Below are 24,861 nucleotides of genomic sequence, written 5' to 3' on the forward strand. Positions count from 1 at the left end.
TCTTATTTTGCTGGTTCATTCAATAAATCCAGGAATTCGGATGTGGTCGCTTCCATTTTGAAAACCACTTTCTCCACGCTTGATACCAGGATGTTGTAAGCGAAGTACGCGATAATACCGACGGTCAAACCGGCAACGGTAGTTACCATGGCCTGATAAATACCCGACGACAACAAGGTAACGTCGATATTGCTACCGGCATTTGCCATGTCGTAAAACGCCTGAATCATACCAATAACAGTACCAAGGAACCCAATCATAGGGGCACCACCGGCAACACTAGCCAAAACCGGCAAACCTTTTTCCAACTTCGAAATCTCCAGGTTACCCACCATTTCAATGGCCGAATTAACGTCTGACATCGGGCGTCCGATGCGCGTAATTCCTTTTTCAATCATGCGTGCAGTAGGCGTATCCTGAGAACGCGAAAGAGCCAAAGCAGCATCGATTTTCCCTTGCAGAATGTAATCTTTTACTTTTTCTAAAAGCGTGTTGTCCACGCGTCCTGCTTTCTTAACCGCCAAATAACGATCAACAAAAATGAAGACCGCAATTAACGACAATGCGAGGATCGGGATCATGATCCATCCTCCTTTTAAAGCCAAATCAAAAAAGCGGGTTACAATTCCATCTTGCGCAGCTTGAGCTACAGAGTCGGCACCTTCAACAGGTGTGCTCACTTGAAGTAAAACGAAGTTCAGCATATAGTTTTCTGTTTTTTTAAATCCTGAGATAAATAAAACGAGGCACACCAAATAATAGTATGCCTCGCAAAAATAAGAATATTTTTAAGCTGACCTTACAGCATGAACTCAATATAATAGAAAGCTGCACCTGCTAAATAACCTACCAGTGCCAACCAGGAGATTTTCTTCAGATACCAGATGAAATCGATCTTTTCGAGGCCCATTGCAGCAACACCGGCAGCGGAACCAATGATTAGCATACTACCGCCGGTACCGGCAGTGTAAGCCAGGAATTCCCAGAAAGTACCATCTTGCACAAAGCTCGCCATGTAGCCGGTTGCTCCTGTCTCGGCAATCGGGTACATACCCATTGCTCCGGCAACCAGCGGAACGTTGTCGACGATGGAAGACAGCACCCCAATCGCTAAGTCGATCAGGAAGATATCACCAAGATGCTCGTCCAGGTATTGTGACAAAAGATGCAAGTGACCAGCCGATTGCAAAGCCGCAACAGCTGACAGAATTCCTAAGAAGAACAGGATTGTCGGTACGTCGACTTTGCGAAGTACGGCAGTAACACGCAGTTTATGCTTGATCTCGTCGTCCTTGTCTTTGTGCAGAATTTCAGAAACAACCCAAATGATACCCAGCGACAGCAACATTCCCATGTAAGGGGGAAGGTGAGTGGTTGTCTTGAAAACAGGTACAAACAAAAGGCCTGCGATACCCAATATGAGCATTAAAATTTGTTCCCCGGGAGTTGTTAACTCTTTTTCATCGTCTTCAACAACCGGTCTGTTTACTTCACCTTTCATGGTGAAACTCAGGATTGTCAATGGAACCGCCATACAAATAACACTTGGGATAAACACGCCCATCACGATCTTTGCCGCTGTGACTTGTCCACCGATCCACAACATGATGGTGGTCACATCTCCGATTGGAGACCACGCACCTCCGGCATTTGCAGCCAGTACAACCATACTTGCAAAGAACCAGCGTGTTTGCTTGTCGTCAATCAGTTTTCGTAACAGAGCAACCAGCACGATGGTGGTTGTCAGGTTATCCAAAAGCGCTGACATGAAGAACGTCAGGAAACTCAGAATCCACAACAGTTTTACTTTGTTTGTTGTCGTGATTCGATCGGTAATCGCTTTAAATCCATTGTGCTGGTCAACCATTTCAACAATGGTCATCGCACCCAGTAAAAAGAATAATATTTCAGCAATCTCCCCCAGGTGATGGATGATTTCAAACTCGACAATAAACTCGTGAGCTGATTCAATTGATAACCAGACATTGTGTTCGTGAGCAAATTTCTCCCAAGCAGGGCTGTAGCCTAACGAAAAAATGTCCTTGGCCCCAATGATGTAAACGACCCAGCACAGCGTACCAATTATCAGGGCAGAAGCTGCTTTGTCCACTTTAATCGGGTGTTCCAATGCGATGGCCAGGTAACCAAGCACGAACACGACAACCATTAATACAAACATACTTAACAGATTAGGTTAATTTTTCTAGATTTTGATTTTCAAAGATAGAAGAACCTCTGTTTTAAGCTATGATTTTAGGTATAAAAAAAACAGCGAAGAGTGATTTTTACGATCTATTGTTCAACACTATTCGGCTTTCTTTTTGCCGAACAGTCGCAAGAATTTTTGCCACAACTCTTCGAAGGTATCGTAACTTTCGCGATAGCTCAAGCCGATGCCTTGCTTGTAAGGCGAGGTGTCGTAGATGATGTTGTTATTGGAGTGATTGTATGCTTTCAACTGAAGTTTGCCGTTGTTGGTCAGTTTCACATTCACGTCGAAATCGCCAACAATGTTACTGTTGCTGTTATTGTAGGTACTACCGGTTTGATTGGCGTTGTTGCTGATGTTACCGTTAATCGTAACCCGGTCGTTGAAAATCTGCGTGCTCAAAGCCAACTCAATCTCGTCGTCGGTAATTTGGTTGCCCGGGCGGTAGTTGATACCAATGTCGAAATCGTTACTAATCTGCGACAGCCAATTGCTCAATTGGTTCGAGAAAAGTTCGCTGGCTGTTGTTCCAACCAGGTTTGGGTTCTGTGCCTCGTAGGTGCCCCGCAAATATTCGGGCGTGTAAAACTTACCCATTACAAGCAGCGATAGCATTTGCTTGTTCATGTCTTCTTCGGTGTTCATGTATTGCCGAACCTGCTCCCTGATTTGGTCTTCTGCGGTCGGAAATTCAATGTCGAATGCAATATTGGGGTTGCTGAGTTGATTTTTTAACGAGATTTTGCAGTTCACCGGGATGCGTTGATTAACGTCGATATTTTGATAGCTGTTTGCCAGCAAATCGTTCAAGGACGCTTTTAACTTGTAAACGGCATTCAGGTCAATGGTCGCATCGTACGGACTGCCGTTCCAGCGAATTTTTCCGCCGTTCTCGATATCGAATTTCTTATTGATGACGTTCTTCAGCGTAAACAGGTAGTCTCCCCGGTCGACGGTGTATTCGCCGTACATTTCGATATTGAAATCCGGGTCTATTTTCACCTGCAGTGTTCCGTTTCCTGTTGCCCGAATCATATCGCCAACCTGCGAGTTGTAGATCAATTGGAATCTCGCGTCCGGCGTGATGTTGACGTTGAAGTTCATGAAGACGGCCGATTTGTCCTGTGAACCGCGCACAAAAGACGGTTTTTCGGTCGTTGATTTGTGATCGACAAAGCGGATGAAGTCGTAAACTTCGGCTTCCTGCTGGTAATCGAGCGAAATATTCAGCGCTGTGTGACCGAGTGTCGTTGCCGAGCCGTCAATATTCACACGTTGCCCGTGACCGGTAATCCGTACGATACCATTGGCATAGGCTTTCCCGTAAAATTGCGCGTTTAAAGCAGGCGTCGTATTGATGATCTGGAGATTTCTTGAATTGACACTGAGGTTGTAATCCATATTCGAGAAGTTGTCGTGCCGGATTGATCCGTTGAAAACTCCCGTATTTCCTTCAAAATCGTTGATGGTGATGTTCGGGAAAATGATTGAATCGTTTCGGAACTTCACCGTATCGGTAAAATAATAGCCCACCTGTAAATACGTCAAAGCCAGACCAGCATTGGTCGCCAGCACATCACCATTCATTTCTATTTTATCCAGCCCGCCGGTTATTTTTACTTCGCCGGTCGCGTCACCGTGTATATTTTGGAAACTTCCGGCTAAAATAGGGCCGAGCAAACTTAACGAGAGTCCTTCCGCATCCAGCGTCAAATCCAGGCTGTCTTGCTCCGGGAAATAGCTGCCATAGCCGTATAGTGTTTGCCGCGAGTCATTGGAAACAATCAACTCTGTCTGGACAGCGTTGGACGCGCGATCCCATTTACTGAGTGCGCTGATATTGCCGACCTTCGTATCATTGTAGGTAAAATCATTCAATTTAATGTCCGAAAGGAAAAGCGGCCGCTCGTACATGTCAATCAGGCTGATTGATCCATCCATGGTACCGTTGAGCTTATTTCTGTCTCCGAGAAGTAAATTCAGGTTCTTCAGATCAATATTTTTCACCCGTAGTTCTAACTGGTCGTCGTGGTTTTTGGATGCGATGCCGTTGATGGCAATAAACTGTTGTCCGTTCGAGATCATCACATTGTCAAACTCAACCCGGCTCGAATCAATTGCCATTGCCGATGGGTGAACCTGCCAAAGCGTATCGGCGATATAGATTTTACTGGGGGCAATTTTTATATCGACATGGTTGGTTTGGTCTTTCCGTTTTGTGAAGGCCACTTTTCCCTCCAATTCACCGCTGTAAGTCAGAATATCGTAATTGTTCCATAGTAATTTAGTGTCCATTTCATCGTCGGCAGCTGATGCAAGAAGCGCCAGGTTGTACAATCGCTGACTGTCGCCAATCTGAAATTCTTCCATGCGGGTTTTCAGTTCAAGCTTATCGTTGGAATGAATCGACAGAGAATATCCCTTTACAACCATGTTGTTGAGCTGAACATTTTCAATCTCGGAGTATAAATCGATCCGGTGATTTATTTCGTCGAATTTGCCTGTGATATAACCGGGGCTGATGCGGAGTTTGGGATAGAATGTTTGCAGAACGGGCTCCAGATTCTTCATCTCAACATCGAAACTAAACTTGTTTAAGCCCGGTGTTTCCTGGATTTCCGCTGCGCTTGAGGGCAAATAATATTTCACCAGGTTTTCGATCGATTTTCCAAGCGACGCAAAAAGGTAGCTCCCCTCGATATCAGCATCAATGAAGTCTGATTTTATTTCCAGCCTGTTTGTCTCGGCTGCCGTGGTGTTTATTATTAAACTGTTCAGTAAAATCGTATCGTTTTCGTTGACGTATTTCCCGTCGTCGAATTTGATTGCTCCTTTGATATCGTCGATTTTACTTCCTGTGAAATTGGCATTGACGTGCATGGAAAGTTCCGACCGCTTGAAATACTTATCGAGTTGCAGTGCTACCAGGTCCGCTTTGTCCAGTTTCAATTCAAAATCGAAAAGCGAAGAGTCCGGATCCAGGTTCAGTTTACCATTGAAGGCACACTCCAGATTTTTATCGTGAATGTTCAGATCTCCTTCAAAACGATGTTCCTGAATCAAGCCGTCGAGCACAATGTTTTTGTACTTGTAGTTGTTGAATTGAATGCTGTCGATGGCTCCGACCACTGTTGCATTCATCGTATTTTTGTTCTGGTTGAATTGGCCGTCAATTTGCCCGCCGAAAGTTACCCGTCCCAGTTTTGAATTCTGCACAAAGCGCCCCAAGCGGAAATTGATGGTTTTAATATGTCCATTAACGTCCAGTAGGCCGTTGGATGCCGGACGGAAAGAAAGGTCCGTACGGATGCGTCCGAAATTCGAATTAATTGTTCCGTAAGCCACAAAATCACTCAGGAAGCCGGTGAAGTTACCGTTGTATTGAATGACGCCGGCCTCGTTCAGGGTTGACGAGATTTTAGGGTAGGGCGATTCCGAGCTGTTCGGCAGTCGGATTGCAGCAATATCTTTAAAGTCGAGGGTGGAATTCTTCAGATCGAGTTGGATGAATGTTTTTTCAAAATCAGGTAATCCGTTCACATAAAAGTCGCAATTAATTGCCGTCGAATTGCCGGTTTTAATTTGAAGATCCCGTGCCTTCAGTTCCGATATTTTTCCGAAAACGTGGCCCGAAATATCAATTTTCTGATCCATTCCCCTGATTTCTGGAACAACCGTTGCAACATCCTGCAAATCAATTTGCGATTGCTTCAAGTCCACATCGATATACGATTCCGTGAATTTGGAGCCATCCTTCATTTTGCTTTGGTCAAACACAACATCTGCCTGCGTGATCACCGAATTCGGTGTCAACACCTTCAAATTGCGCAGTTTGATCATTTTCCGGTACGATACAAATTCGGCACTCAGATTCGATAAACTAAAGCTCTTGGGATCGTTGAACTGCATTTCATTAATCCTGAAGTAAATTGAATCTTTTTCCAAATTCAGGTCTGATACCTCCAGGTGGATATTCTGCAAGTCGATTAAATGATAGTCCTGTTGATTAAAATAAGAATAACCAACCTTCGCCTGGTCAAACAAAAATGTCTCACAAGTGATATTCCAGCCCAGCGTATCGCGATCAGCTTTCGAACTGCGGAGACTGTCCAGCAGAAATCCATAGTTCGGAAAATGCTGCTCGTTGAGCGACAGAAAGACTTTCGTTCGCAATAAATTGACCGAAGACAGGTTGATATTGTGCTTTTTCAGGTTCAGATGATCGATTGTTGCGATCAAATTATCGATGTACAGAAGTGTATCCTGTTTTTGATCTTCGATGTACACTTCTTTTAAAATCAGCTTGTTGAAGAATGAAATATCAACGCTTTTGATACTGATGGTTGTATTGAATTTCTTGCTGAGCTGATTGGTAATTTGGCGGACAACAAAAGTTTGAACGGCGCTGGTTTGAAAGGCCAGGTAAATTATGAGTAATAACAACGCTAATACTCCCGTAAACCAAACTACTATTTTGACTGTTTTTTTAATACTTTTGTCCCCTTATTTAGACGCAAAATAAACTAAAATCAATGGATTTATTAAGTCCGGCGGCAAAGTTTTCCAGCGAAAAATGTACCAAAAAATCATGGAACAGAAAAAAGATATCATCATTCTCGGAATTGAATCGTCCTGTGACGATACATCGGCTGCCGTGTTGAAGAACGGTTATTTGTTATCGAACATCATTGCCAGCCAAAAGGTGCACGAAGCTTACGGTGGTGTGGTGCCAGAACTGGCTTCGCGGGCACATCAGCAAAATATTGTCCCGGTCGTTGATCAGGCTATTAAACAAGCCGGCATTGACCGAAAGGATATTTCAGCCGTTGCGTTTACTCGTGGCCCGGGCTTACTGGGTTCGTTGCTGGTTGGCACTTCGTTTGCAAAAGGTTATGCGTTAGCTGCCGGCGTTCCGATGATTGAAATCAACCACCTGCAAGGGCACGTTTTGGCTCACTTTCTGAAAGAAGATGGCGCTGAAAACCGTGAACCTAAATTTCCACACCTGTGCTTGTTGGTGAGTGGCGGTAATTCGCAGATTATTTTGGTGAAAGATCACCTGGAAATGGAAGTGATCGGCCAGACCATTGACGATGCTGCTGGCGAAGCTTTCGATAAATGTGCGAAAGTGATGGGAATGCCTTACCCGGGCGGACCATTGATCGACCGTTTGGCGAAAGAAGGAAATCCCGATGCATTCCAGTTTGCCAAGCCACAAATTAAGGATTTGGACTACAGTTTTAGTGGTCTGAAAACAAGTTTCCTCTACTTCCTGCGCGATCAGCTGAAGGAAAATGAAAATTTCATAGAGGAGAACAAACCGGATTTGTGTGCCTCGCTTCAACGGACGATTATCGAGATTTTGATGAAGAAACTCGTGAAGGCCTGCAAAGAGACCGGTATCCGCGAAGTGACCGTCGCTGGTGGTGTTTCGGCCAACTCTGGTTTGCAAAATGCCTTGCGCGAAGAGGCGGCAAAACGCAAATGGAACCTCTTTATTCCGAAATTTGCCTTTACAATGGACAACGCTGCGATGATTGCGATGACCGGCCATTACAAATACCTGAACAACGAGTTCGCCGAGATGGATGCCGTTCCTTTCGCGCGAATGAATATTCAGGAATAACTTCGCGTCATTAGTTGGTGTTAATTGTCATTCGGTAGTCATTTGGTTGACATTTGAGACACCGACCCATCTTTGGAATTTGGATTTTTCTAATTCGGAATTTCTACACCCTTGAGTAGCATGGAGAAAATACGTGTGGTTTTGGTGACCGGCTTTTTGGGAGCCGGGAAAACAACATTCATCAACGAAGTCATCAAAAAACACCAGCACCTGAAATTGGCACTGGTTGAGAACGAATTTGGCGAAAAATCAATCGACCAGGATTTGATTATCGGCATGCGTGCCGACAATATCTTCGATTTGAGCAATGGCTGTATTTGTTGTACCATATCCAACGAATTTTCGTTAACACTTTTGGATTTGGCAGACAAAGCCGGTGAGTTGGATTTTCTGCTGATTGAAACAACCGGAATTGCAGATTTGTCGAATGTGATCCGTCCGTTTTACGACGACGAAGATTTGCGCGAGCGGTATGAGCTGCAGGGGAGCGTTTGCCTGGTTGATGCCCGAAACTTCGAGGAGCAGCTTGCCGGAAACGAGCAACAAATGCAGGTCATTCTGAGTGACCTCCTCATCATTAATAAAACCAACGAAATTGAAGCGAAGACCCTGCCAGGCTTGGAGAGACAGCTGCTTGCTTATAACGGTTCGGCACTTGTGGAGCACACTAATTTCGGACTTCTGGAGGATTTTTCGCTCGCCGAATTCAGTGAGCGTGTAAAAGGAAAACTGGAACAAAAGTTATCGCAGCCGGTCATGTTTCGGGTAGTGGAATCCAAAAAATACAGCACATTCACCCATCAATTCCCTGGTTTTATCAATTTAGAGCGTTTTCAATACTGGTTTAACTACTATGCAGCGATTAATCAGCGGGAAATTTACCGAATCAAAGGTCTTTTGGTTACGCAGAATTCACCGTTTAAAACAATTGTGCAATCGGTAGGCGGGGCGGTGTCTTATGCCGAGGGATCATTTCTTGAGCCCGGCGAAGAGCCCGTAAATACACTGGTTTTTATCGGTAAGGATATTGACCACGAGCGTGTGGTTTACGAGCTGATGCACTACTTGGAAGGGAAGTAGGAAGTCAAAAGTGAAAAGTCGAAAGGCAAAAGGCAAAAGAAGCTGGCAGATTGCTCGGTAGTGTTATTAACAAATTTAAGAACTGCGTAGCTCTTTGAAATTTGGATTTTTTTGTTTGGGATTTTGTTCGTCTAATACCAGCCCATCAGTTGCATCAGAATAACTACCAGCACAGTTGTTAAAGCAGCCACTCCAATGGCAAGGCTGCTCATGGCAGCTTCTGTTTCACCCATTTCAATAGCTTTTGTGGTTCCCAAAGCGTGCGATGATGCACCAATACTCAAACCCTTAGCAACGGGATGTTTTATTCGTAGAAATTTTAATAGAAATGGCGCTATTGATGCACCGATAATTCCCGTAATTATAATCGAAATGATTGTGATTCCCTGAGTTGCGTTCAACATGTTACTGACAGCAATACCGATTGGCGTAGTAACGGAGTGGGGAACAAGCGATCGTTCAAGCATCTCATTTAAACCCAGTATCCGACTTAACCCAACAACTGATAGAATTGCAGACGCAACCCCGGTAATAATTCCACCCAAGATTGCGTATTTGTGTAATGCTAATAATTTACGCTGACGATACAAGGGCAATGCCAACACCACCGTGACAGGCCCCAGGAAAGCGTGAATAACGCTGCCACCTTTCATGTAGTGGTCATAGGGGATGTCCGCTAAAATAAGAATGCAGATAATAATAATAACTGAAAGCAAAAGTGGATTCAGCCAATTTTGACGGGTTCGATGTTTAGCCAGTGAAATCAGGTAAAAAAGGCCAACCGTCAATAAAATTCCGAACAGGTGTGTGTTAGTTATGCTTTCCATTCTTCTTTTCATTCAAATTGATGAATAACTGTGTCGCGAGGGCAGTCGCTGCCATTACCAATATTGTAGAGATCAGAATGACGATAAAACTTTCGAAATAAAAACCCTTTAACGCGTGGTAAGAAATCATCACACTTACACCAGCCGGGATAAAGAAAAATCCCATATTCTGGAGCATGAAGTCAGCTGTTTCGCGTATCTGACGTTCTTTCAGCACTCCGGTAAGCAACAAAATCAATAGCAATATCATCCCGGTAATTGGACCTGGCAGGGGAAAATGCAGGTACCTGCTTATTAAATCACCCCCTAAATTTATTGAGAGGATGATAAAAAGTTGTTTGAAAATTTTCATGTCGAATTGTAGAAAGTTTAGCCTTACTGGCCAAAGTTCTCGTAGGTGAACGGGCGGACGTCAATCAGATACATGCCGGCTGTTTTTGCAGCTTCCATACCCAGAACACCGTCTTCCAAAACCTGGCAATTTTCAGCTTTAATACCTAATAACTCGGCACACTTCAAAAATGTTTCCGGTTCCGGTTTGTGTTTGGTAACGTCGTCGGCGGTAACAATCGCATCGAAATATTTGGTCAGCCCCAACTTTTCGAGTTGCACTTCTGCACTGCGTCGACTGGCTCCGGTGCCGACAGCCATCGGGATTTTACCGTGATATTTCAACATTAAGTCGACAACCGGCTGGTGTGGTTTCAGCAATGACGCGTGATCCCAGAATGTTTCCTGTTTCATTTTCACGATTTCATTCGGATCAACTCCCTGCAAGTTGTTTTCGGCAATAACCCGCTCGGCAAAGCTAATTGTCGGCATGCCGGTCATTTCTTCTATGATTTTCTCGTTGAATGTGCAGTTATAGTGAGCGCATACTTTGTGCCAGGTGGCAATGTGAACCGGAAGCGAATCAGACAACGTCCCATCCAAATCAAAAATCAACGCTTCGGCTTTCGGGTGTTTTTCAAGTACCATAATGTCAAATTTGAGCGACAAAGGTAGAAAACTTCAGATTCCTGTGCCGAAAATGTGTTTTGGGTTAACCGGAAAGGTGAAAATCTTAAAATTTGCTTTAGAATAGCTGGTGAAACAACTGTTCGAGCCGTATTTCAATTGAAAAGGTTTGTTTAGAATTAAAATATTCCTAATTTTGCGCGACCTAAAAGATAGGTGTAAATTTTTAATGTTTAATAAATTAGATGTTTTATGAAAAACCAGTATGAAACCGTTTTCATTGCAACTCCCGTTTTATCTGACGTACAGATAAAGGAAGCGGTAAGTAAATTCAAAGACATCATCACCGAGAACGGTGGCGAAATTGTCAATGAAGAGGACTGGGGATTACGCAAATTAGCTTATCCCATTCAGAAAAAAAGCACTGGATTTTACCATTTATTCGAATTTAAGGCTGAGCCTGAAATGATCGAAAAATTGGAACTTCAGTACCGCCGCGACGAGCGTATTATTCGTTTCCTGACTTTCAAACAGGACAAATACGCTGCTGAGTATGCAGAGAAAAGAAGAAACAAAACTAAAACTGAAAAGGAGAACTAAGCTATGGCAAGTAATCAAGGTGAAATCCGTTACCTGACCCCGCCGTCAGTAGAAATTAAAAAGAAAAAATACTGCCGTTTCAAAAAGAACAAAATCAAGTATGTGGATTACAAAGATCCTGAGTTCTTGAAAAAGTTCCTGAATGAGCAAGGTCGTATTCTTCCTCGCCGTATTACCGGTACTTCATTGAAGTATCAACGTAAAGTGGCTAAAGCAGTAAAACGTGCTCGTCACTTGGCCCTGCTGCCCTATTTGACTGATATGTTGAAATAAGAAAAAGAAAGACAAAATGGAAATTATTTTATTACAAGATATTAATAATCTGGGGAGCAAAGACGATATCGTTAAAGTAAAAGATGGTTACGGACGTAACTACCTTATTCCTCAAAAAATGGCTATTGTAGCCAATGCATCAACCAAAAAAGTTTTGGCTGAAAACATCAAGCAACGTGCACACAAAGAAGCTAAATTGAAAGAAGAAGCTTTGGCACTGGCTGCTCAGTTGGAAGGCAAAACCGTAACTATTGGCGCTAAAACAAGCTCAAGCGGTAAAATCTTCGGTTCAGTGAACACCATTCAGTTGGCTGAAGCAATTGCAAAACTTGGCTTCGACATCGACCGCAAACAAATCCGTTTGGCAGGTGACAGCGTTAAAGAAGTTGGTTCATACACTGCAAAAATCAAATTGCACAGAGAAGTTCTGGTTGACTTCAACTTCGAAGTTGTTTCAGAATAATTAATTTTTTCAAACACACACAGACACACGTTTTTTTTCAAACAATAAAAGCCGTCAGCTTCACACACTGACGGCTTTCTTATTTTCATCCGTCTGCGTTTCGACAGAAATAAATCAGGCTTTCTTCTTTTCTGTACAGACCTTCTTTTGTATATTCGGTTTTCAAAACCGAAGAAGATGATCCAAACAATACAAACAGCTATTGCTTCATTCGGGATGTCGGGCCTGGTATTTCACGGCCCTTCGCTGAAAGCGAATCCCGGTTTCCAGATTAGCAAAATCCTCGAACGTTCCAAAAACTTATCAGCAGCCAATTGTCCGGAGGCTACAATTGTTCGGGATTTCAGCGAGATTCTGGACGATCAGTCCATCGAACTTGTGATCGTGAATACCCCCGATTATTTGCATTACGACATGTGCAAACAAGCTCTTTTGGCTGGTAAGCATGTGGTTGTTGAAAAGCCATTCACCCAAACCGTGGCGCAGGCCAATGAGCTTATTGCGTTGGCAAAAGAGAAAGGCTTAGTACTCACGGTTTACCAAAACCGGCGCTGGGACGGCGATTTTCTGACCGTTAAAAAATTGTTGGAGGAACAAGCTTTGGGGCGTTTGGTTGAGTTTGAATCGCACTTCGATCGGTACCGAAATTTCATTCAACCCGATACTTGGAAAGAAGAAGGAATTGATCGGGTAGGCGTACTTTATAATTTGGGCTCACACATGGTCGACCAGGTGTTGAACTTGTTTGGAATGCCCAAAGGCGTGACCGCTCATCTGGCTACCTTGCGGACCAATGGCCGCGTGCCTGATTATTATGATATTCGCTTACAGTACGACGTTTTTGCTGCTTTACTAAAGAGCTCCTATTTAGTTCGGGAACCGGGGCCACGGTACTCGCTTCACGGAACATTGGGCTCGTTTCAAAAATGGGGGATTGATCCGCAGGAAGAAGCGCTGAAAGCCGGAAAATTGCCTGGAGGACCGGATTGGGGAAAAGAGCCCCAGGATCTCTGGGGATTATTGCACACAGAAAAAGACGGACAGGTTATCCGCGAGCACACCGAGACAATTCCGGGAAACTATCCCATGTTCTACAAGAATCTGTATGAAGCCATCGTGAATGGTGCCGATTTGCTGGTGAAACCGGAAGAAAGCCGTGATTGTTTGAAAGTGCTCGAAGCTTGTTTGTTAAGCGATCGGGAGCAGCGTACTATTCTTTTGTAAGCTGCGAATCATCCAGTTCAATTTCCTTCAGAATGTTACGCTCTTTCACTTTGCCGGTGTACAGAACCACAGTGTAGTTCAGTTCCAGCGGTTCTCCCTGTTTTAGTTGAACCGGGTACCTGCCGGGGAAAACAGCATTTTGCATACTTTCTTTACTGCGTAAAATCCAGCTGTGGGTATTGATGGGATTGTTGGGATCGGCATAAATAATTACGCCACCCGCTCCGTTTCCGTTTCGGGCCATCGAGCCGCTAATATTGATGTAATCGCCGGCTTGAACGGGCGTATTTTCGGGTTGCACATTACCATGATTCGACCGGAATTGAACGTCAGCCGGCAACTTAATACGGGCTGAAAAACCACCGTAGCCTTTTTCATCCTGCGATCCTCCAAGCTTCAGGTTTTCGACCTGCGAAATCAGGCGAATGCGAAAGTGCATGATTCGGTAGTTTCCTTTTTGCTTGTGGAAAGTATAGGTTGTAATTTCCTTTAGGTAGGCCTCTTCGCCGTTTTTGTAAAGTGGCGAAGTCCAGAATGACGTAGTTTGCAACTCACCATCACCGCTTTTCAACCGTCTGAATTCAATACTTTTAACATCAACGGCGAAGTTTTTTAAGTCCCAGCCGTCGCTCACCTGCTGTTCGTCGATCAGGATTTGGTGCCATGCCCAAAAAATTCCCCGGTGATGCAGGTGATCGTCCGGTGCGTTTTCGGTAATGGTTGTCCCGTCGGGAAGCATAACGGGGTGCAGAAAGTTGTTCCGCTTTTCCGCTGCGTTAAACGACATGGGTTCTTTTTGGTAAAAGGCTACATTTTTTCCACCATCAATGATCCAAATGCCGCCTTGTTCTTTTTTTATACTGACTTGTGCCGAGATGGCTCCAAGTCCCACAAAATAGAGGAGTACGAGACTGGTAAGATTTTTTATCATATAGTTTTAGTCGTCAGTTTAAAGCTTTTTTGAGCTTTTGGTTTTCTTTCCTGAACAGGTTTACGCGCGTTGGTTAGGGAACACGCAAATCCTGCAATGCATGCATAGAATCGACCTAGCAGCGCATCTAAGATAAAAAATGTATATCAGACAGGATAAGTTTTTGTCAATTAATCTGCAAAAAATGTAATTACTGTAATCCCTTCTTAAAGTTGAAAATAGTGGACGGCTGAATTGGGTCTCCCGAACGGTAGTTCAAAAATATCTTTTTGATCAGTTTCGGATTCGGTACCTCGTGTTTCAGATCGAACATGAAATGGTTGAATCCTTCTTTTAAAAGCTGATTCTTATATTGAAAGAGGTTCACCGGTCGGTCGGGTGTCACAATGGTGATACCGTCCTTATTTTGCTTCGTATAGGTTTTGCTGAATTCATCCTTGAACTGATTCTTATCCTGTTCCAATTTAACCGGCATTCGCGAATAAAAGAGCTCGGGAGTGGTGTGTAGCAGTACAATTCCCTGTCTGTTTTGAAGCGCCTTCAGGTTCTCGAAATCATTTTCGATCGAATAGCAGAAGTGTTGTGCTCCTTCCGAATTCAAGAATTTAGAGGCTGCATCGTTGTAAACGTAAACCTGTTCGTTACAACTAAACCGACTCGACCGACTGATGAGTAATTGTTGCGAAAGATGGCTCAAAAAGAAATGCTGAATGCCGTTCTCTTCTGCTTTTCGGATTGCCTTTTGCCAGGCTTCAATTTGTCCTTCTGCAATGAATTTGGGGAGCTCGATCGCTAATTTCGCTTTATTTTTTTGAATGAATTTCTGGTCAAAGTTCAATTCTTCCAGCTGTTTTCTCCCAAGTGAAAGAATAATGCATTCGACCTCCTCGGCGCGGATAAACGGAAACCAGTCGGTATCATCAATCCGGATAAACAAGCTGCCTTGGGAGGTCGACTTGGTGCGAAAGGCCTGTTGCTGCAGTATTTTTGTTTTCTGCTGGAATGCCAGGCTAACCGTCGGAGCGGGTACTTTGGGCAGTCGGGAAGGGAAGGATTCCTGCCGCCGCCCAATCCAGTAGATTTCATCTCCTGACGAAATTCGCTCTTTGCCGGTCCAGGGGAGGCTGTAGCGGCCGTTTTCTTCCCAAAAGTCGTCCAGTTTCAGGTTGACCGTTTGATTGCTTTTGAGCAAACGGATGCGCAGGCGATCATTCGCCTGGAGTTCCTGTGCGCTGAAAAAAGTGATCTCCGATTTCGCTGCACGAATGACGTTTCCCATTAAAATACCGGTATTCGAATTTTCGGCGAGTGCCTCCGAGACATTTTGATCCAGGAAATAGCCCGTTTTTTCCCGCCCAAAGTCAAGTTGCAGCATCGCTTCTGCCTCGGCTTTTTGCTCGGGATGATCCAGAGCCAGACGATAGGCTGATGCGACCTGAAAAACGTAATCGGCCGACTTCATCCGACCTTCAATTTTGAGAGAATGGATTCCGGCTTTTTGCAGGCCGTCAAGGTTGTCCAGCTGTTGGTTGTCTTTCAGGTTGAACAGGTATTTCTGCTCCTGCTTATCGGTGTAAGCCATGCGGCAAGGTTGACTGCACATGCCCCGGTTAGCGCCACGTCCACCAATATAACTACTGAAAAAACACTGACCGGAAAAGCTGTAGCACAAAGCACCGTGAATAAAAACCTCGAGCTCGAGAACCGATTTTTGAGCGACATGCTCCAGTTCTGTCATGGTTAGCTCGCGAGCCATCACAACTCGTTGAAATCCGCATTTTGCGGCATGCTGTACCCCTACAGAGTTGTGGTTTCCCATTTGTGTGCTGGCGTGCAAGACAAGTTTTGGAAAGTATTGACGAGCCAGTGAAAACACACCCCAGTCCTGAACGATAATGGCATCAACGCCAACCTTTTCGAGATAAGCCATAAAGTCGAGCAATCGGGGCAATTCCTTTTGCTTGATAACGGTATTCAGGGTGATGTAGATTTTGACTTTGTTCTTGTGTGCTTCCTGCAGAATAGCCGGTAGCTGGTCTTCGCTGAAATTGTTGGCCCGAACTCGGGCATTAAATTGCTTCAACCCCATGTAAATGGCATCGGCGCCCCCCCGAATGGCTGCCCGAAACGAATCGACACTTCCTGCCGGAACCAATAATTCTGTTTTGTTGCTCGTCATCACAATAATTTGTGCAAAAATAGCATTAAAATACCAGCTTGTGAAAGGCTGTTTGTTGGCTGAGTATTTGAACGCAAAGCTTAAAAACTACCTAAAGGTGAATTGACGATTAAGGTGTGGTTATTTTGCAACATAATGTGAAGGCTCTGTCTCGTTCTTCTTTCATTTTGTGCGTTTAACGCGCTGTTTTTCGTGTTTTCTTATTTGGTATAACTATTGAATTTTAGTTCGAAATAGAAATAAATTGTGCAATTTCTGAACAAAATTGCGCAATTATCTATTATGTGTTTTATGTTGGTAAAGGTTCGGTCGACGGAATTTATTCAGATGATTTACGGCTTCAGAATGAGTTCCATTTTAGTCCGAATTAAATTAGATCAATTCTACAGGCCAGCATCTACGATTACACCCCAATTGGACTTTCAGTGTCTTTACTGATTAGTCTAATTTCTCAAATTGTAATAATATTGTAATCGAAATGGATTTTAAATCGGGAGGTAAGGGTCCTACGGAAGGACTTGATATGAAGACAAGGGAATTTGAAATAGACCTACTTAAAAAGGAAATTGATAAGTACAAAGCCAGAGTAGCCAAGCTTGAGCAACAGGCTGATAGGCTGAATAGTTCTCCGACTAATACGGAACCTGTGATGGAAGCGACGGAGTCTTTTACCTCACTCTATTGGGCTGATTTTACCGTTATGTATCAGGAGCTGAAAAAGCTAGAAGATGCGGGCATTGCTGATTTGGATCGTTATTTACTTGAGTTCCCGGCTAAAATTGAAGGACTCCTGAAAACAGTTTGCCTTACGCCTTGGAACAAAACCAAGAAGCTTCAAGCGGAGAATCTGGCTTACTTCTATAATCCGATCCTAACAGCCGAACTCATTGCACTGATGGTGCATTTGCAGCAAGAAGGAGAGGTTTTGAGTACGAAAGTATTCAGTCAAACCTGCGCAAATGAATTGTGGCAGATTGAATTGAATGCGGATTTAAATGGCCAGAGAGCGACAGGGTTGCAATATATTCGTGTTGTTGTAACTGACTTGAACGCGCATCTCGAAGAAAAACAGGCAGTCGCAGAAGGCCGACAACATCTTTCACGACTACTCAAGAATTTGCAAGGTTTTGTTTACCGGTGCCGTTATGATGACGACTATTCGACCTTATTTATTACAGATTCGGCTTATGATGTAACCGGTTTTTCAGCCAATGAGTTCTTGTATGATCCTACCGTAAGCTTCGCTAAAATAATACATCCCGACGATGTTGCTTATGTACGTTCCACGGTGGAGAAATCGTTGAAGAAAAGCACGAAATTCTATTTGGAATACCGCATCTTGACCAAGGAAAAGCAAGTGAAGTGGGTCGGTGAACACTGCATCGGCATTTTGGACGAAAGAGGTGAAGTTGTAGCGTTTGAAGGTTCAGTTCTCGATATCACGCAACGTAAGCAATCCGACATCTCTTTGCAGGAAACAGAAGAACGTTTTCATAATGTATTTGAGTTGAGCCCAACAGCAATCATACTTACCGACCTACACTCAGGGATTATATTGGCTGCTAACGAAGCTTTTGAACGGATCACCGGATGGGATAAGGCGTCCTATGCCGGTAAATCGAAAGAAGACCTGGATGTTTGGCATAACCCGGGAGATCGGGTTGTATTTATGAAGGAACTTCAGGCCCGTGGCCGGGTTGAAAACCACGAGTATAAGCTGGTAACCCGCTCCGGTGCAGTCAGGGTTATACTGATGTCTGCGTCCTTACTTAAAGAGCACAATCGTACTTTAGTAATGTCTGTATGGACAGATATTACGGCTCAAAAAGAGGTAGCTGAAGGGTTTAAAAAGGAACGAAATTTCCTTGACCGCATTATTGAAACCATTCCTGAATCCGTGTGGATTAAGGATAATAATGGTGTGTATATTAACTGTAACCGGCATTTGGAGCAGTACTTCGGAGTGCGTAAAGAAGATGTTATTGGCAAGACCGATTACGATTTTGCCAGGCTAAGTTTAGCCCGTGAATTTCGGATGAAAGACATGGCTGCAGTAAAGTCGGGTAAACCAATTAGGCACCAGGACTGGATTATTCATCCTGCCGATGGGCGAAATATTCTTTGGGAAACGATTAAAAGCCCGATGTACGATTCCGAAGGAAATTTGATTGGTCTGTTGGGCGTTTCCCGCGATATTACAGAAATGAAAAATGTTGAGCAGGAGCTCATCCGCGCGAAAAACCTCGCAGAAGAGGCCAGCCGGTTGAAGTCTGCTTTTTTGGCAACCATGTCGCACGAGCTTCGCACGCCGTTGAATGCCATCATTGGTTTTAGTGGTTTGATTGATGAAGAAATGCCCAAGGAGCAAATTATCGAGCTGGTTGGTATAGTCAACGATAGTGGCAATCACCTGCTGAGTATTATCGAAGATATCTTTGAAATAGCCTTGCTGCAGTCGAAAGGAGCAAATGTTGAACGCGAAGAATTCTCTTTGCTATCCTTGTGCGACAGCATGAAATATTACCTGGAGGCAGAAATCATTAAAAGCGAAAAAGGAAATCTGAATTTCAATGTGCAGGAGCCGGATCAGGACCGGAAGCTGCGGTTGTACACCGATAAAAACAAGGTGTTGCAGATATTGTCCAATTTGGTGAGCAATGCAGTTAAATACAGCGATGAAGGTTTGGTTTCGATGACCTTCCGGATTGAAGAGCAGGATATTGTTTTTTGTGTTGCCGATCAGGGAATTGGAATCGCGGAGGAGAAACAAAAGTTCATTTTCGAACGCTTCCGTCAGGCTGATGAATCGCATACCCGCGAATACGGCGGAGTGGGCCTGGGTTTAGCGATCTGTAAAGAAGTTGCCGAATTGTTAGATAGCGAAATCTGGGTAGAATCTGAACTGGGAGAAGGCGCGAAGTTCTTTTTTAGAATGCCGGGAGTAGTGTTGAAAAACTAGGATTTTGGGTTCAGTAGCTTTGTCTATTTTCGGAATACGACACGCAAATTTATCACAGATTCCTGCGGGTTGCCGTTAATTGTTTTTGCGCGCCAGGCGGGCCCTTCGCTTACAATCTGTGTGGCAAGTTCAACCAAATTAGGATCATTGTCATTTTTGCAACTAATGTCTTTGATTGAGCCATCCCATGCGATCGTTAATTCCAGTTTTACGACTACTTTTTGATTCGGCGAATCGGCTGGTAAAATCGCTTTTTCTTCCAGGTATTTCCGGTAAGCACGCATTCCATCAGCCGGATGTGCGTAGCGGATTTGTTCTTCGGTATCCGGTTTTGTTTGAACGCCATAGCCGATGGCCACAACTTCTTCCATAGCCAATTGATCCGATTCCATGCTGATAAGAACTGTAGAATCGCCGGGCTGGAATTCCTGCTCTTTCATGCCAATAAAACTGGCGACCAGCGGACTGTTGACCGAGTCGCTTAACAATAGTTGAAAATTGCCGTCCAGATCGGTGATCGTGCCGTTGCCGCTGTTCTGCTCAACAATCGTTACACCGGGAATCGGGAGGCTGTCATCTTTTACAATAACTCTTCCTTTAATTAAACGGAAACCTGTCGGTATGGAATCAGACTTCATCGGAATGAAGCTTCTCGTTGATCTTGCTTTTTTGGAAACAGAGCTCACGCCTCGAATGCGGATCACCTTGTTTTTGTCCTCTTCCTGTTGCTTCAATTCTTCTGATTTTTGGGATAAAGCTATTTGAACAGTCACGGGGCTATCTGCATCTTCCTCCTCTGAATCGACAAAATCAAGCATCTCAATTTCTTTTTCTGTTTTAGGGCTTGGCGCATTGTTTTCTGCTATCGTTACACTCGTGGAGGTGGCGGTATTGTTTTCAACTTTTGAATTTTTTGATTGGAAAGGCTCCGCTGAATCTTCAAGCAGAACAATTGCATTCATCTCCGTGTCCGCCGTATCTTCCGGTTCAGGGGCAACATTCTCAATATTTGGCCCTTTCCCCGGCTGTTCCAGTTTTGCTATTTCCTGTGATTCGGGTTTGTTTTGTACAAGAAAGAATAGTGTTCCGGCGGTTATTAACAGCAGGATGCTTGCAGCAGCATACCAAACACGTTTGGTAATCGATGATTTTTTTCGACCTATTTTTTGCTGCAAATTCAGGACGTCTCGTTCAAAAGTGCTCGGATCAACCTGTTCGTAGCCATCAAACGCCTCTGCCAGGAATGGATCTTTTTGCAGCTCGCGTTCAAAAGCATGGCGCTCTTGTTCGTTCATCCGGTTTTCCCGGTAGCGACGAAAGTCTTCGTGTCCAATATGTCTTTGATCCTTGCTCATTGTTTCGATTCCAAACAGATTTTCAGCATCCGCTTTCCGTTTTGGATATAACTTTTTACTTTTTGTTCTTCCAGTTCAAGGGCCGCAGAAATCTCGCGGTAGCTTTTATTTTCAAAATAAAACAACTCGATACAATCTTTTTGTTGCTGCTTCAACTTTTCAATACACGCTTTCAATGCTTCCTCGTTTCGCTTGTTCGGCTCATCGTCTATAGGATGCCATTCCTCTGCTTTTTCCATAAAATTAGCCAATTCTTGTTCGTCGGCCAGCGAACGCAATTGCCCTGTTTTTGCTTTACGAAGTTCCATCAAGCAATAGTTCTTCGATACAACATAAAGCCAGCTTTTAAATGATTTGATATCGTGTTTGGGGATTTCATCAACTAACTTTTCGAAAATCTGGATAACGGCATCTTTCGCATCTTCCCGGTTTTTAAAGTGCTTTAAACACAACCCGTACACCAGGTCCATGTAGCGCGCATACAAATCACCTAAAACGTCCAAATCCCCCGATTGGCGGAAGTCTTGGAGTAGTTGCCCGTCGGTGGGCTGTTTCTTTTTTAGGTGAAAAGGGTTTAGTTGCATGCGTTTGAATTCCTCTCAAAAATAAGAAAAAGGAATTTCCTGAAATTATTTTTATGGAATTTGTTGAATCGGTGCATCCTACAGGTGAAATAAATCTTAAAACGAATTGTCATGAAAAATTTTGCCTTGTTTTTACTGATCAGCCTGGTATTTCCGACCCTGATTCCGGCTCGGGAAATCACCGGCGTTGTTACCGATGAAAGTGGTGCCGTATTACCCGGTGTAAATGTAACGGTTGAAAATAGCCCCCGTGGTACGCTAACCGATGTCAATGGATTTTATAAGATCCAGTTACAACCGGAAGACAAAGTGTTGGTCTTTTCGTTTATCGGGATGGACACGGAAAAGGTGAAGATCAAAGACCAAAGTCGGATTGATGTTGTGTTAAAAGTTAGTGCATTAGAAATGGAAGAATGCATTGTTGTTGGTTATGGAATAAGTTCAGAAAGAAGAACAAAAGCTGCCAGTCAATCAATACGTATTCGAGGTATGAGTACGAAGCAATGTTTAAATTTTACCGACACGGAATGGGATACCGAAAATTATGCAACGGTTCATGAAAACGGCTTTAAAGAGGTGTCTGTTAACCCGCTCTCTACTTTTTCGATTGACGTGGATAATGCGTCGTATTCGAATGTGCGCCGGTACTTGAATCAGGGACAGTTGCCTCCCAAAGACGCCGTTCGTGTGGAAGAAATGATCAACTATTTTTCGTATGACTATCCGGAACCGGAGGGTGAGCATCCGTTCAGTGTCACCACCGAATTGGGGACATGTCCATGGAATTCGGATAATTACCTCATGCGAGTTGGGCTGAAAGGAAAAAGTATTGATAAATCGGATTTGCCGCCGTCCAATTTGGTATTTCTAATTGACGTGTCGGGATCCATGACGCCGGAAAACAAACTACCTCTGCTAAAAAAAGCGTTCGCGTTGCTGGTGAATGAATTAAGACAGGAGGACCGGGTGGCAATTGTTGTCTATGCCGGCGCGGCAGGGAAAGTGCTCGATTCAACCCCCGGGAATAAAAAAGAAAAAATCCTTGAAGCGTTGGACAACTTGCAGGCAGGAGGTTCTACTGCAGGCGGTGCCGGATTGAAGCTAGCTTATCGCATTGCTCGAGAAAATTTCATCCAAGACGGTAATAATCGCATTATTCTGGCTACTGATGGTGATTTCAATGTCGGTGTGTCGAGCACTTCTGAAATGGAACGTTTAGTCGAGCAGGAGCGGGAGAGTGGCATTTTCATGTCGGTTCTTGGCTTCGGTATGGGGAACATTAAAGACGATAAAATGGAAACGATCGCCGATAAGGGAAACGGCAACTATTCGTATATCGACAACATTCAGGAGGCTCGTAAAGTGCTGGTTTCCGAATTTGGAGGTACCTTATTCACCATTGCCAAAGATGTCAAGTTTCAGCTCGAATTCAATTCGCAACAAGTGCAGCAGTATCGTTTGGTTGGTTACGAAAACCGCTTGTTGAATGATGAAGATTTTAACGATGATACCAAAGATGCCGGCGAAATGGGAGCGGGGCACACCGTAACGGCTTTGTACGAGATTGTTCCTGCCGGTAAAAAGGATCAAAAGCCTTCGGTTGATCCGTTGAAATATAGCACGTCAGTTCCAGTCAGCGGGGATTATGCAGAGGAGTTGCTGACGATTAAATTACGTTACAAAGATCCGGATGGCAAAAAAAGCAAATTGTTGGAACAAGCGGTGGAAAACAAGCTGAACACAGAGAATTCAGTGGATTTCAATTTTGCTGCTTCGGTCGCTTCGTTTGGGATGTGGCTTCGTGACTCGGACTACAAAGGAACCACTTCGGCTGATCAAATACTGAAACTGGCCAAAGCCGGTCGCGGAAATGATTACGAAGGTTACCGGTCCGAATTTGTCCGATTGGTACGAACCGTTGAAGATTTGGACTTGCTAAGTAAAAAATAGTGCAGTATCATCCTGTGATTAAATAACAGGTGATAAAGGGGAGTTGGAGCGCCTTTGTGGTGGCCTTGATTCCCCTTTTCGCAACTTTTACTATGTTTGAAAAACAAACAAGCAAGTTATGATTCGACAAAAAGAAATAAGCCTGCCCGCTATGCGACGCGGCTACCACCTGATTACCCGTGAAATTGAAGCTCAACTGCCCGATTTGCCCGATGCCGGATTGTTGCACATTTTAGTTAAGCATACCTCTGCCGGAATTTCGCTGAATGAGAATGCCGATCCGTCAGTTCGACACGATTTTGAATCGTTTATGAATGTGATGATTCCGGAAAATCATCGGGTTTACACACATACTTACGAGGGAAGTGATGATATGCCGGCTCATCTGAAATCGTCGGTTATTGGGGCCGAAATCACCATTCCAATTACCCGTGGAAGGCTGAATTTGGGAACATGGCAGGGCATCTACTTTTGCGAATTTCGCGATTACGGCGGATCCCGAAGGCTTGTGTTGACGGTGTATTCGTGAGGGCATGGTGCAAAGAGCAGGGGGCTTGGGGCGAAGAAGTAGGAGAGTGAGAGTGTGTGACGGTGTGAAGATGAGCGAAAAGCAGGGCTCGAACTCTCTCATCTTCTCAGTGCTCTTCCTCTAGCTCCTTAAATCGCTCGGGCTCACCCCGGTTTTACTTTTAAAAATGCGACTGAAATAGTGAATCGACTGAAAGCCCAGCTCAAAGCTAATCTCCTTCACACTTTTGTCGGTTGACAGCAACAGTTCTTTTGCGCGCATAATCTTTAGCTCCAAATAATATTGGTGCGGTGCCACACCCGTGTAGCTTTTAAACATTTTCCGGAAGTAGGAATAGCCAATATGATAATGATCGGCAAGTTCTTTCAAATCGATACTCGTGTTGATCGCCGCACGCATTTTAAACCGGCTTTCTTCAATAATTGTGGCAATTCGCTTTCCAGTAAACTCCTTTTGCATTTCAAAAGACAGCAGGTATCCCAGTAGTTTAACGATCATGCCGGAGGCAATTTGCTGGTATCCGGGTTTTTCTTCTTTCGCTAAATCAAAAATTTTCAGGTAGGTGTCCAACACTTCCTCGTGCATTCCGATTTGGATAACCGGCAGTTCGGCAGAAAAGAGCGGATGAGCTAAAAATTGTGCTGCAATAGTCCCGTTAAAACCAATGTATTGCTCTTTCCAGCCGGTTTTTTGAAGCGGTCGGTAGCGGTGCCAAACGTTTGGCGAAATCAGAAGCACACTGCCGGGCTTAATTTGGTATTTTCCGGTCCGAGTTTCCAAAATTCCTTTCCCTTCAGTAATGTAGTTTATCTGGTACTCATTGAGCAAACGGCCTTGATCCCAGTTGAAGTGATAGCCAGTTGGGTGGGCTGGAGAGGGATATGGGCTAAATGGTTGAACATGTGAATATCCGGAAACATTCAGATAAATTCCCCAGTCTTTATCCCGCTCTCCCGGAGTTAGGTATTTAAGAAAATCGGCCATCCTTATCTTGTGTCAAAAAGTGCAACTATTTTGCCAATTTGTGTATTGACGATCGCACTTGATCCGTTTATTTTTGTGTCCAGCTTATGAATAAAAATCAATCTCAAAAATAAACAATATTCAATTTAAAC

The 24,861-nt window shown here is 44.0% G+C and carries 20 protein-coding genes; 9 read left to right on the forward strand and 11 right to left on the reverse strand.

Annotation, left to right across the window (positions count from 1 at the left end):
* Positions 1 to 2: 2 nt before the first annotated feature.
* The 3 genes from BC643_RS01230 to BC643_RS01240 all read right to left on the reverse strand — a co-directional run bounded on the left by BC643_RS01230 (position 3) and on the right by BC643_RS01240 (position 6,652).
* Positions 3 to 704, reverse strand: coding sequence for a MotA/TolQ/ExbB proton channel family protein (locus BC643_RS01230; RefSeq protein ID WP_120271356.1), 702 nt, complete (start codon positions 702 to 704; stop codon positions 3 to 5).
* Between the two features lie 95 nt (positions 705 to 799).
* The gene (gene nhaD, locus BC643_RS01235; protein ID WP_120271357.1) at positions 800 to 2,179 is read right to left on the reverse strand and encodes a sodium:proton antiporter NhaD; all 1,380 of its coding nucleotides are present in this window, start codon (positions 2,177 to 2,179) and stop codon (positions 800 to 802) included.
* 126 nt (positions 2,180 to 2,305) lie between these two features.
* Positions 2,306 to 6,652, reverse strand: coding sequence for a translocation/assembly module TamB domain-containing protein (locus BC643_RS01240; protein WP_120271358.1), 4,347 nt, complete (start codon positions 6,650 to 6,652; stop codon positions 2,306 to 2,308).
* Between the two features lie 145 nt (positions 6,653 to 6,797).
* Between BC643_RS01240 and tsaD the strand changes: the two genes are divergently transcribed.
* Both tsaD and BC643_RS01250 read left to right on the forward strand, forming a co-directional pair.
* Positions 6,798 to 7,835, forward strand: a complete 1,038-nt coding sequence (gene tsaD / locus BC643_RS01245) for a tRNA (adenosine(37)-N6)-threonylcarbamoyltransferase complex transferase subunit TsaD (protein WP_120274092.1) — start codon at positions 6,798 to 6,800, stop codon at positions 7,833 to 7,835.
* A gap of 120 nt (positions 7,836 to 7,955) precedes the next feature.
* Positions 7,956 to 8,915 carry a CobW family GTP-binding protein gene (locus tag BC643_RS01250; RefSeq protein ID WP_120271359.1) on the forward strand — a complete coding sequence of 320 codons (960 nt, stop codon included), beginning with the start codon at positions 7,956 to 7,958 and terminating at the stop codon, positions 8,913 to 8,915.
* 131 nt (positions 8,916 to 9,046) lie between these two features.
* On the opposite strand, the gene BC643_RS01255 is transcribed toward BC643_RS01250, so the two are convergent.
* The 3 genes from BC643_RS01255 to BC643_RS01265 are packed head-to-tail and all read right to left on the reverse strand — an operon-like array spanning position 9,047 to position 10,720.
* On the reverse strand, positions 9,047 to 9,742 hold the full coding sequence (locus tag BC643_RS01255) for an LrgB family protein (RefSeq protein WP_211337947.1): 696 nt from the start codon (positions 9,740 to 9,742) through the stop codon (positions 9,047 to 9,049).
* Positions 9,726 to 10,094 carry a CidA/LrgA family protein gene (locus BC643_RS01260; protein WP_120271361.1) on the reverse strand — a complete coding sequence of 123 codons (369 nt, stop codon included), beginning with the start codon at positions 10,092 to 10,094 and terminating at the stop codon, positions 9,726 to 9,728. The genes BC643_RS01255 and BC643_RS01260 overlap by 17 nt, the downstream gene beginning before the upstream one ends.
* Before the next feature lie 23 nt (positions 10,095 to 10,117).
* Entirely contained in the window at positions 10,118 to 10,720 is a 603-nt protein-coding gene (locus tag BC643_RS01265) for a beta-phosphoglucomutase family hydrolase (protein ID WP_120271362.1), read from the reverse strand.
* Between the two features lie 231 nt (positions 10,721 to 10,951).
* Between BC643_RS01265 and rpsF the strand changes: the two genes are divergently transcribed.
* From rpsF to BC643_RS01285, 4 genes are all read left to right on the forward strand, one after another.
* The gene (gene rpsF, locus BC643_RS01270; RefSeq protein WP_120271363.1) at positions 10,952 to 11,299 is read left to right on the forward strand and encodes a 30S ribosomal protein S6; all 348 of its coding nucleotides are present in this window, start codon (positions 10,952 to 10,954) and stop codon (positions 11,297 to 11,299) included.
* A gap of 3 nt (positions 11,300 to 11,302) precedes the next feature.
* The gene (rpsR, locus tag BC643_RS01275) at positions 11,303 to 11,572 is read left to right on the forward strand and encodes a 30S ribosomal protein S18 (RefSeq protein WP_120271364.1); all 270 of its coding nucleotides are present in this window, start codon (positions 11,303 to 11,305) and stop codon (positions 11,570 to 11,572) included.
* A 16-nt stretch (positions 11,573 to 11,588) separates the two neighbouring features.
* The gene (gene rplI, locus BC643_RS01280; RefSeq protein WP_120271365.1) at positions 11,589 to 12,035 is read left to right on the forward strand and encodes a 50S ribosomal protein L9; all 447 of its coding nucleotides are present in this window, start codon (positions 11,589 to 11,591) and stop codon (positions 12,033 to 12,035) included.
* A gap of 177 nt (positions 12,036 to 12,212) precedes the next feature.
* Positions 12,213 to 13,259: a Gfo/Idh/MocA family oxidoreductase gene (locus tag BC643_RS01285; protein WP_211337948.1), complete on the forward strand. Its 1,047-nt coding sequence runs from the start codon at positions 12,213 to 12,215 to the stop codon at positions 13,257 to 13,259.
* On the opposite strand, the gene BC643_RS01290 is transcribed toward BC643_RS01285, so the two are convergent.
* Positions 13,246 to 14,190 (reverse strand): DUF6807 family protein, encoded by a 945-nt coding sequence (locus tag BC643_RS01290; protein WP_120271366.1) that lies wholly within the window; start codon positions 14,188 to 14,190, stop codon positions 13,246 to 13,248. The two genes, BC643_RS01285 and BC643_RS01290, sit on opposite strands and share 14 nt — an antisense overlap.
* 190 nt (positions 14,191 to 14,380) lie before the next feature.
* Positions 14,381 to 16,369, reverse strand: a complete 1,989-nt coding sequence (locus tag BC643_RS01295; protein ID WP_120271367.1) for a peptidase U32 family protein — start codon at positions 16,367 to 16,369, stop codon at positions 14,381 to 14,383.
* 523 nt (positions 16,370 to 16,892) lie between these two features.
* Here BC643_RS01295 and BC643_RS01300 point away from each other — a divergent pair.
* Complete coding sequence (locus BC643_RS01300) at positions 16,893 to 19,328, forward strand: PAS domain S-box protein (protein ID WP_170154418.1); 2,436 nt, start codon at positions 16,893 to 16,895, stop codon at positions 19,326 to 19,328.
* 23 nt (positions 19,329 to 19,351) lie between these two features.
* On the opposite strand, the gene BC643_RS01305 is transcribed toward BC643_RS01300, so the two are convergent.
* Positions 19,352 to 20,683 carry a carboxypeptidase-like regulatory domain-containing protein gene (locus tag BC643_RS01305; RefSeq protein WP_120271369.1) on the reverse strand — a complete coding sequence of 444 codons (1,332 nt, stop codon included), beginning with the start codon at positions 20,681 to 20,683 and terminating at the stop codon, positions 19,352 to 19,354.
* Positions 20,680 to 21,267: an RNA polymerase sigma factor gene (locus tag BC643_RS01310; protein ID WP_120271370.1), complete on the reverse strand. Its 588-nt coding sequence runs from the start codon at positions 21,265 to 21,267 to the stop codon at positions 20,680 to 20,682. The genes BC643_RS01305 and BC643_RS01310 overlap by 4 nt, the downstream gene beginning before the upstream one ends.
* A gap of 111 nt (positions 21,268 to 21,378) precedes the next feature.
* On the opposite strand from BC643_RS01310, the gene BC643_RS01315 reads away from it, so the two are divergent.
* A complete protein-coding gene (locus tag BC643_RS01315; RefSeq protein WP_120271371.1) occupies positions 21,379 to 23,217 on the forward strand; it encodes a vWA domain-containing protein in 1,839 nt (612 codons plus the stop codon).
* 118 nt (positions 23,218 to 23,335) lie between these two features.
* A complete protein-coding gene (locus tag BC643_RS01320) occupies positions 23,336 to 23,746 on the forward strand; it encodes a secondary thiamine-phosphate synthase enzyme YjbQ (protein WP_120271372.1) in 411 nt (136 codons plus the stop codon).
* A 120-nt stretch (positions 23,747 to 23,866) separates the two neighbouring features.
* Here the strand turns inward: BC643_RS01320 and BC643_RS01325 are convergent, their stop codons facing one another.
* Complete coding sequence (locus BC643_RS01325) at positions 23,867 to 24,730, reverse strand: helix-turn-helix transcriptional regulator (protein WP_120271373.1); 864 nt, start codon at positions 24,728 to 24,730, stop codon at positions 23,867 to 23,869.
* Positions 24,731 to 24,861: the final 131 nt, after the last annotated feature.

This window comes from Mangrovibacterium diazotrophicum (assembly GCF_003610535.1).
GTDB lineage: Bacteria > Bacteroidota > Bacteroidia > Bacteroidales > Prolixibacteraceae > Mangrovibacterium > Mangrovibacterium diazotrophicum.

Bases quoted from the DNA above. Each gene is read 5' to 3' on its own strand.
- BC643_RS01255 (WP_211337947.1), bottom strand. From the start codon at position 9,742: ATGGAAAGCATAACTAACACACACCTGTTCGGAATTTTATTGACGGTT.
- BC643_RS01285 (WP_211337948.1), top strand. From the start codon at position 12,213: ATGATCCAAACAATACAAACAGCTATTGCTTCATTCGGGATGTCGGGC.
- nhaD (WP_120271357.1), bottom strand. From the start codon at position 2,179: ATGTTTGTATTAATGGTTGTCGTGTTCGTGCTTGGTTACCTGGCCATC.
- BC643_RS01230 (WP_120271356.1), bottom strand. From the start codon at position 704: ATGCTGAACTTCGTTTTACTTCAAGTGAGCACACCTGTTGAAGGTGCC.
- BC643_RS01325 (WP_120271373.1), bottom strand. From the start codon at position 24,730: ATGGCCGATTTTCTTAAATACCTAACTCCGGGAGAGCGGGATAAAGAC.
- BC643_RS01250 (WP_120271359.1), top strand. From the start codon at position 7,956: ATGGAGAAAATACGTGTGGTTTTGGTGACCGGCTTTTTGGGAGCCGGG.
- BC643_RS01265 (WP_120271362.1), bottom strand. From the start codon at position 10,720: ATGGTACTTGAAAAACACCCGAAAGCCGAAGCGTTGATTTTTGATTTG.
- BC643_RS01290 (WP_120271366.1), bottom strand. From the start codon at position 14,190: ATGATAAAAAATCTTACCAGTCTCGTACTCCTCTATTTTGTGGGACTT.
- BC643_RS01305 (WP_120271369.1), bottom strand. From the start codon at position 20,683: ATGAGCAAGGATCAAAGACATATTGGACACGAAGACTTTCGTCGCTAC.
- BC643_RS01260 (WP_120271361.1), bottom strand. From the start codon at position 10,094: ATGAAAATTTTCAAACAACTTTTTATCATCCTCTCAATAAATTTAGGG.
- BC643_RS01320 (WP_120271372.1), top strand. From the start codon at position 23,336: ATGATTCGACAAAAAGAAATAAGCCTGCCCGCTATGCGACGCGGCTAC.
- rpsF (WP_120271363.1), top strand. From the start codon at position 10,952: ATGAAAAACCAGTATGAAACCGTTTTCATTGCAACTCCCGTTTTATCT.
- BC643_RS01295 (WP_120271367.1), bottom strand. From the start codon at position 16,369: ATGACGAGCAACAAAACAGAATTATTGGTTCCGGCAGGAAGTGTCGAT.
- rpsR (WP_120271364.1), top strand. From the start codon at position 11,303: ATGGCAAGTAATCAAGGTGAAATCCGTTACCTGACCCCGCCGTCAGTA.
- rplI (WP_120271365.1), top strand. From the start codon at position 11,589: ATGGAAATTATTTTATTACAAGATATTAATAATCTGGGGAGCAAAGAC.
- BC643_RS01310 (WP_120271370.1), bottom strand. From the start codon at position 21,267: ATGCAACTAAACCCTTTTCACCTAAAAAAGAAACAGCCCACCGACGGG.
- BC643_RS01315 (WP_120271371.1), top strand. From the start codon at position 21,379: ATGAAAAATTTTGCCTTGTTTTTACTGATCAGCCTGGTATTTCCGACC.
- tsaD (WP_120274092.1), top strand. From the start codon at position 6,798: ATGGAACAGAAAAAAGATATCATCATTCTCGGAATTGAATCGTCCTGT.
- BC643_RS01300 (WP_170154418.1), top strand. From the start codon at position 16,893: ATGAAGACAAGGGAATTTGAAATAGACCTACTTAAAAAGGAAATTGAT.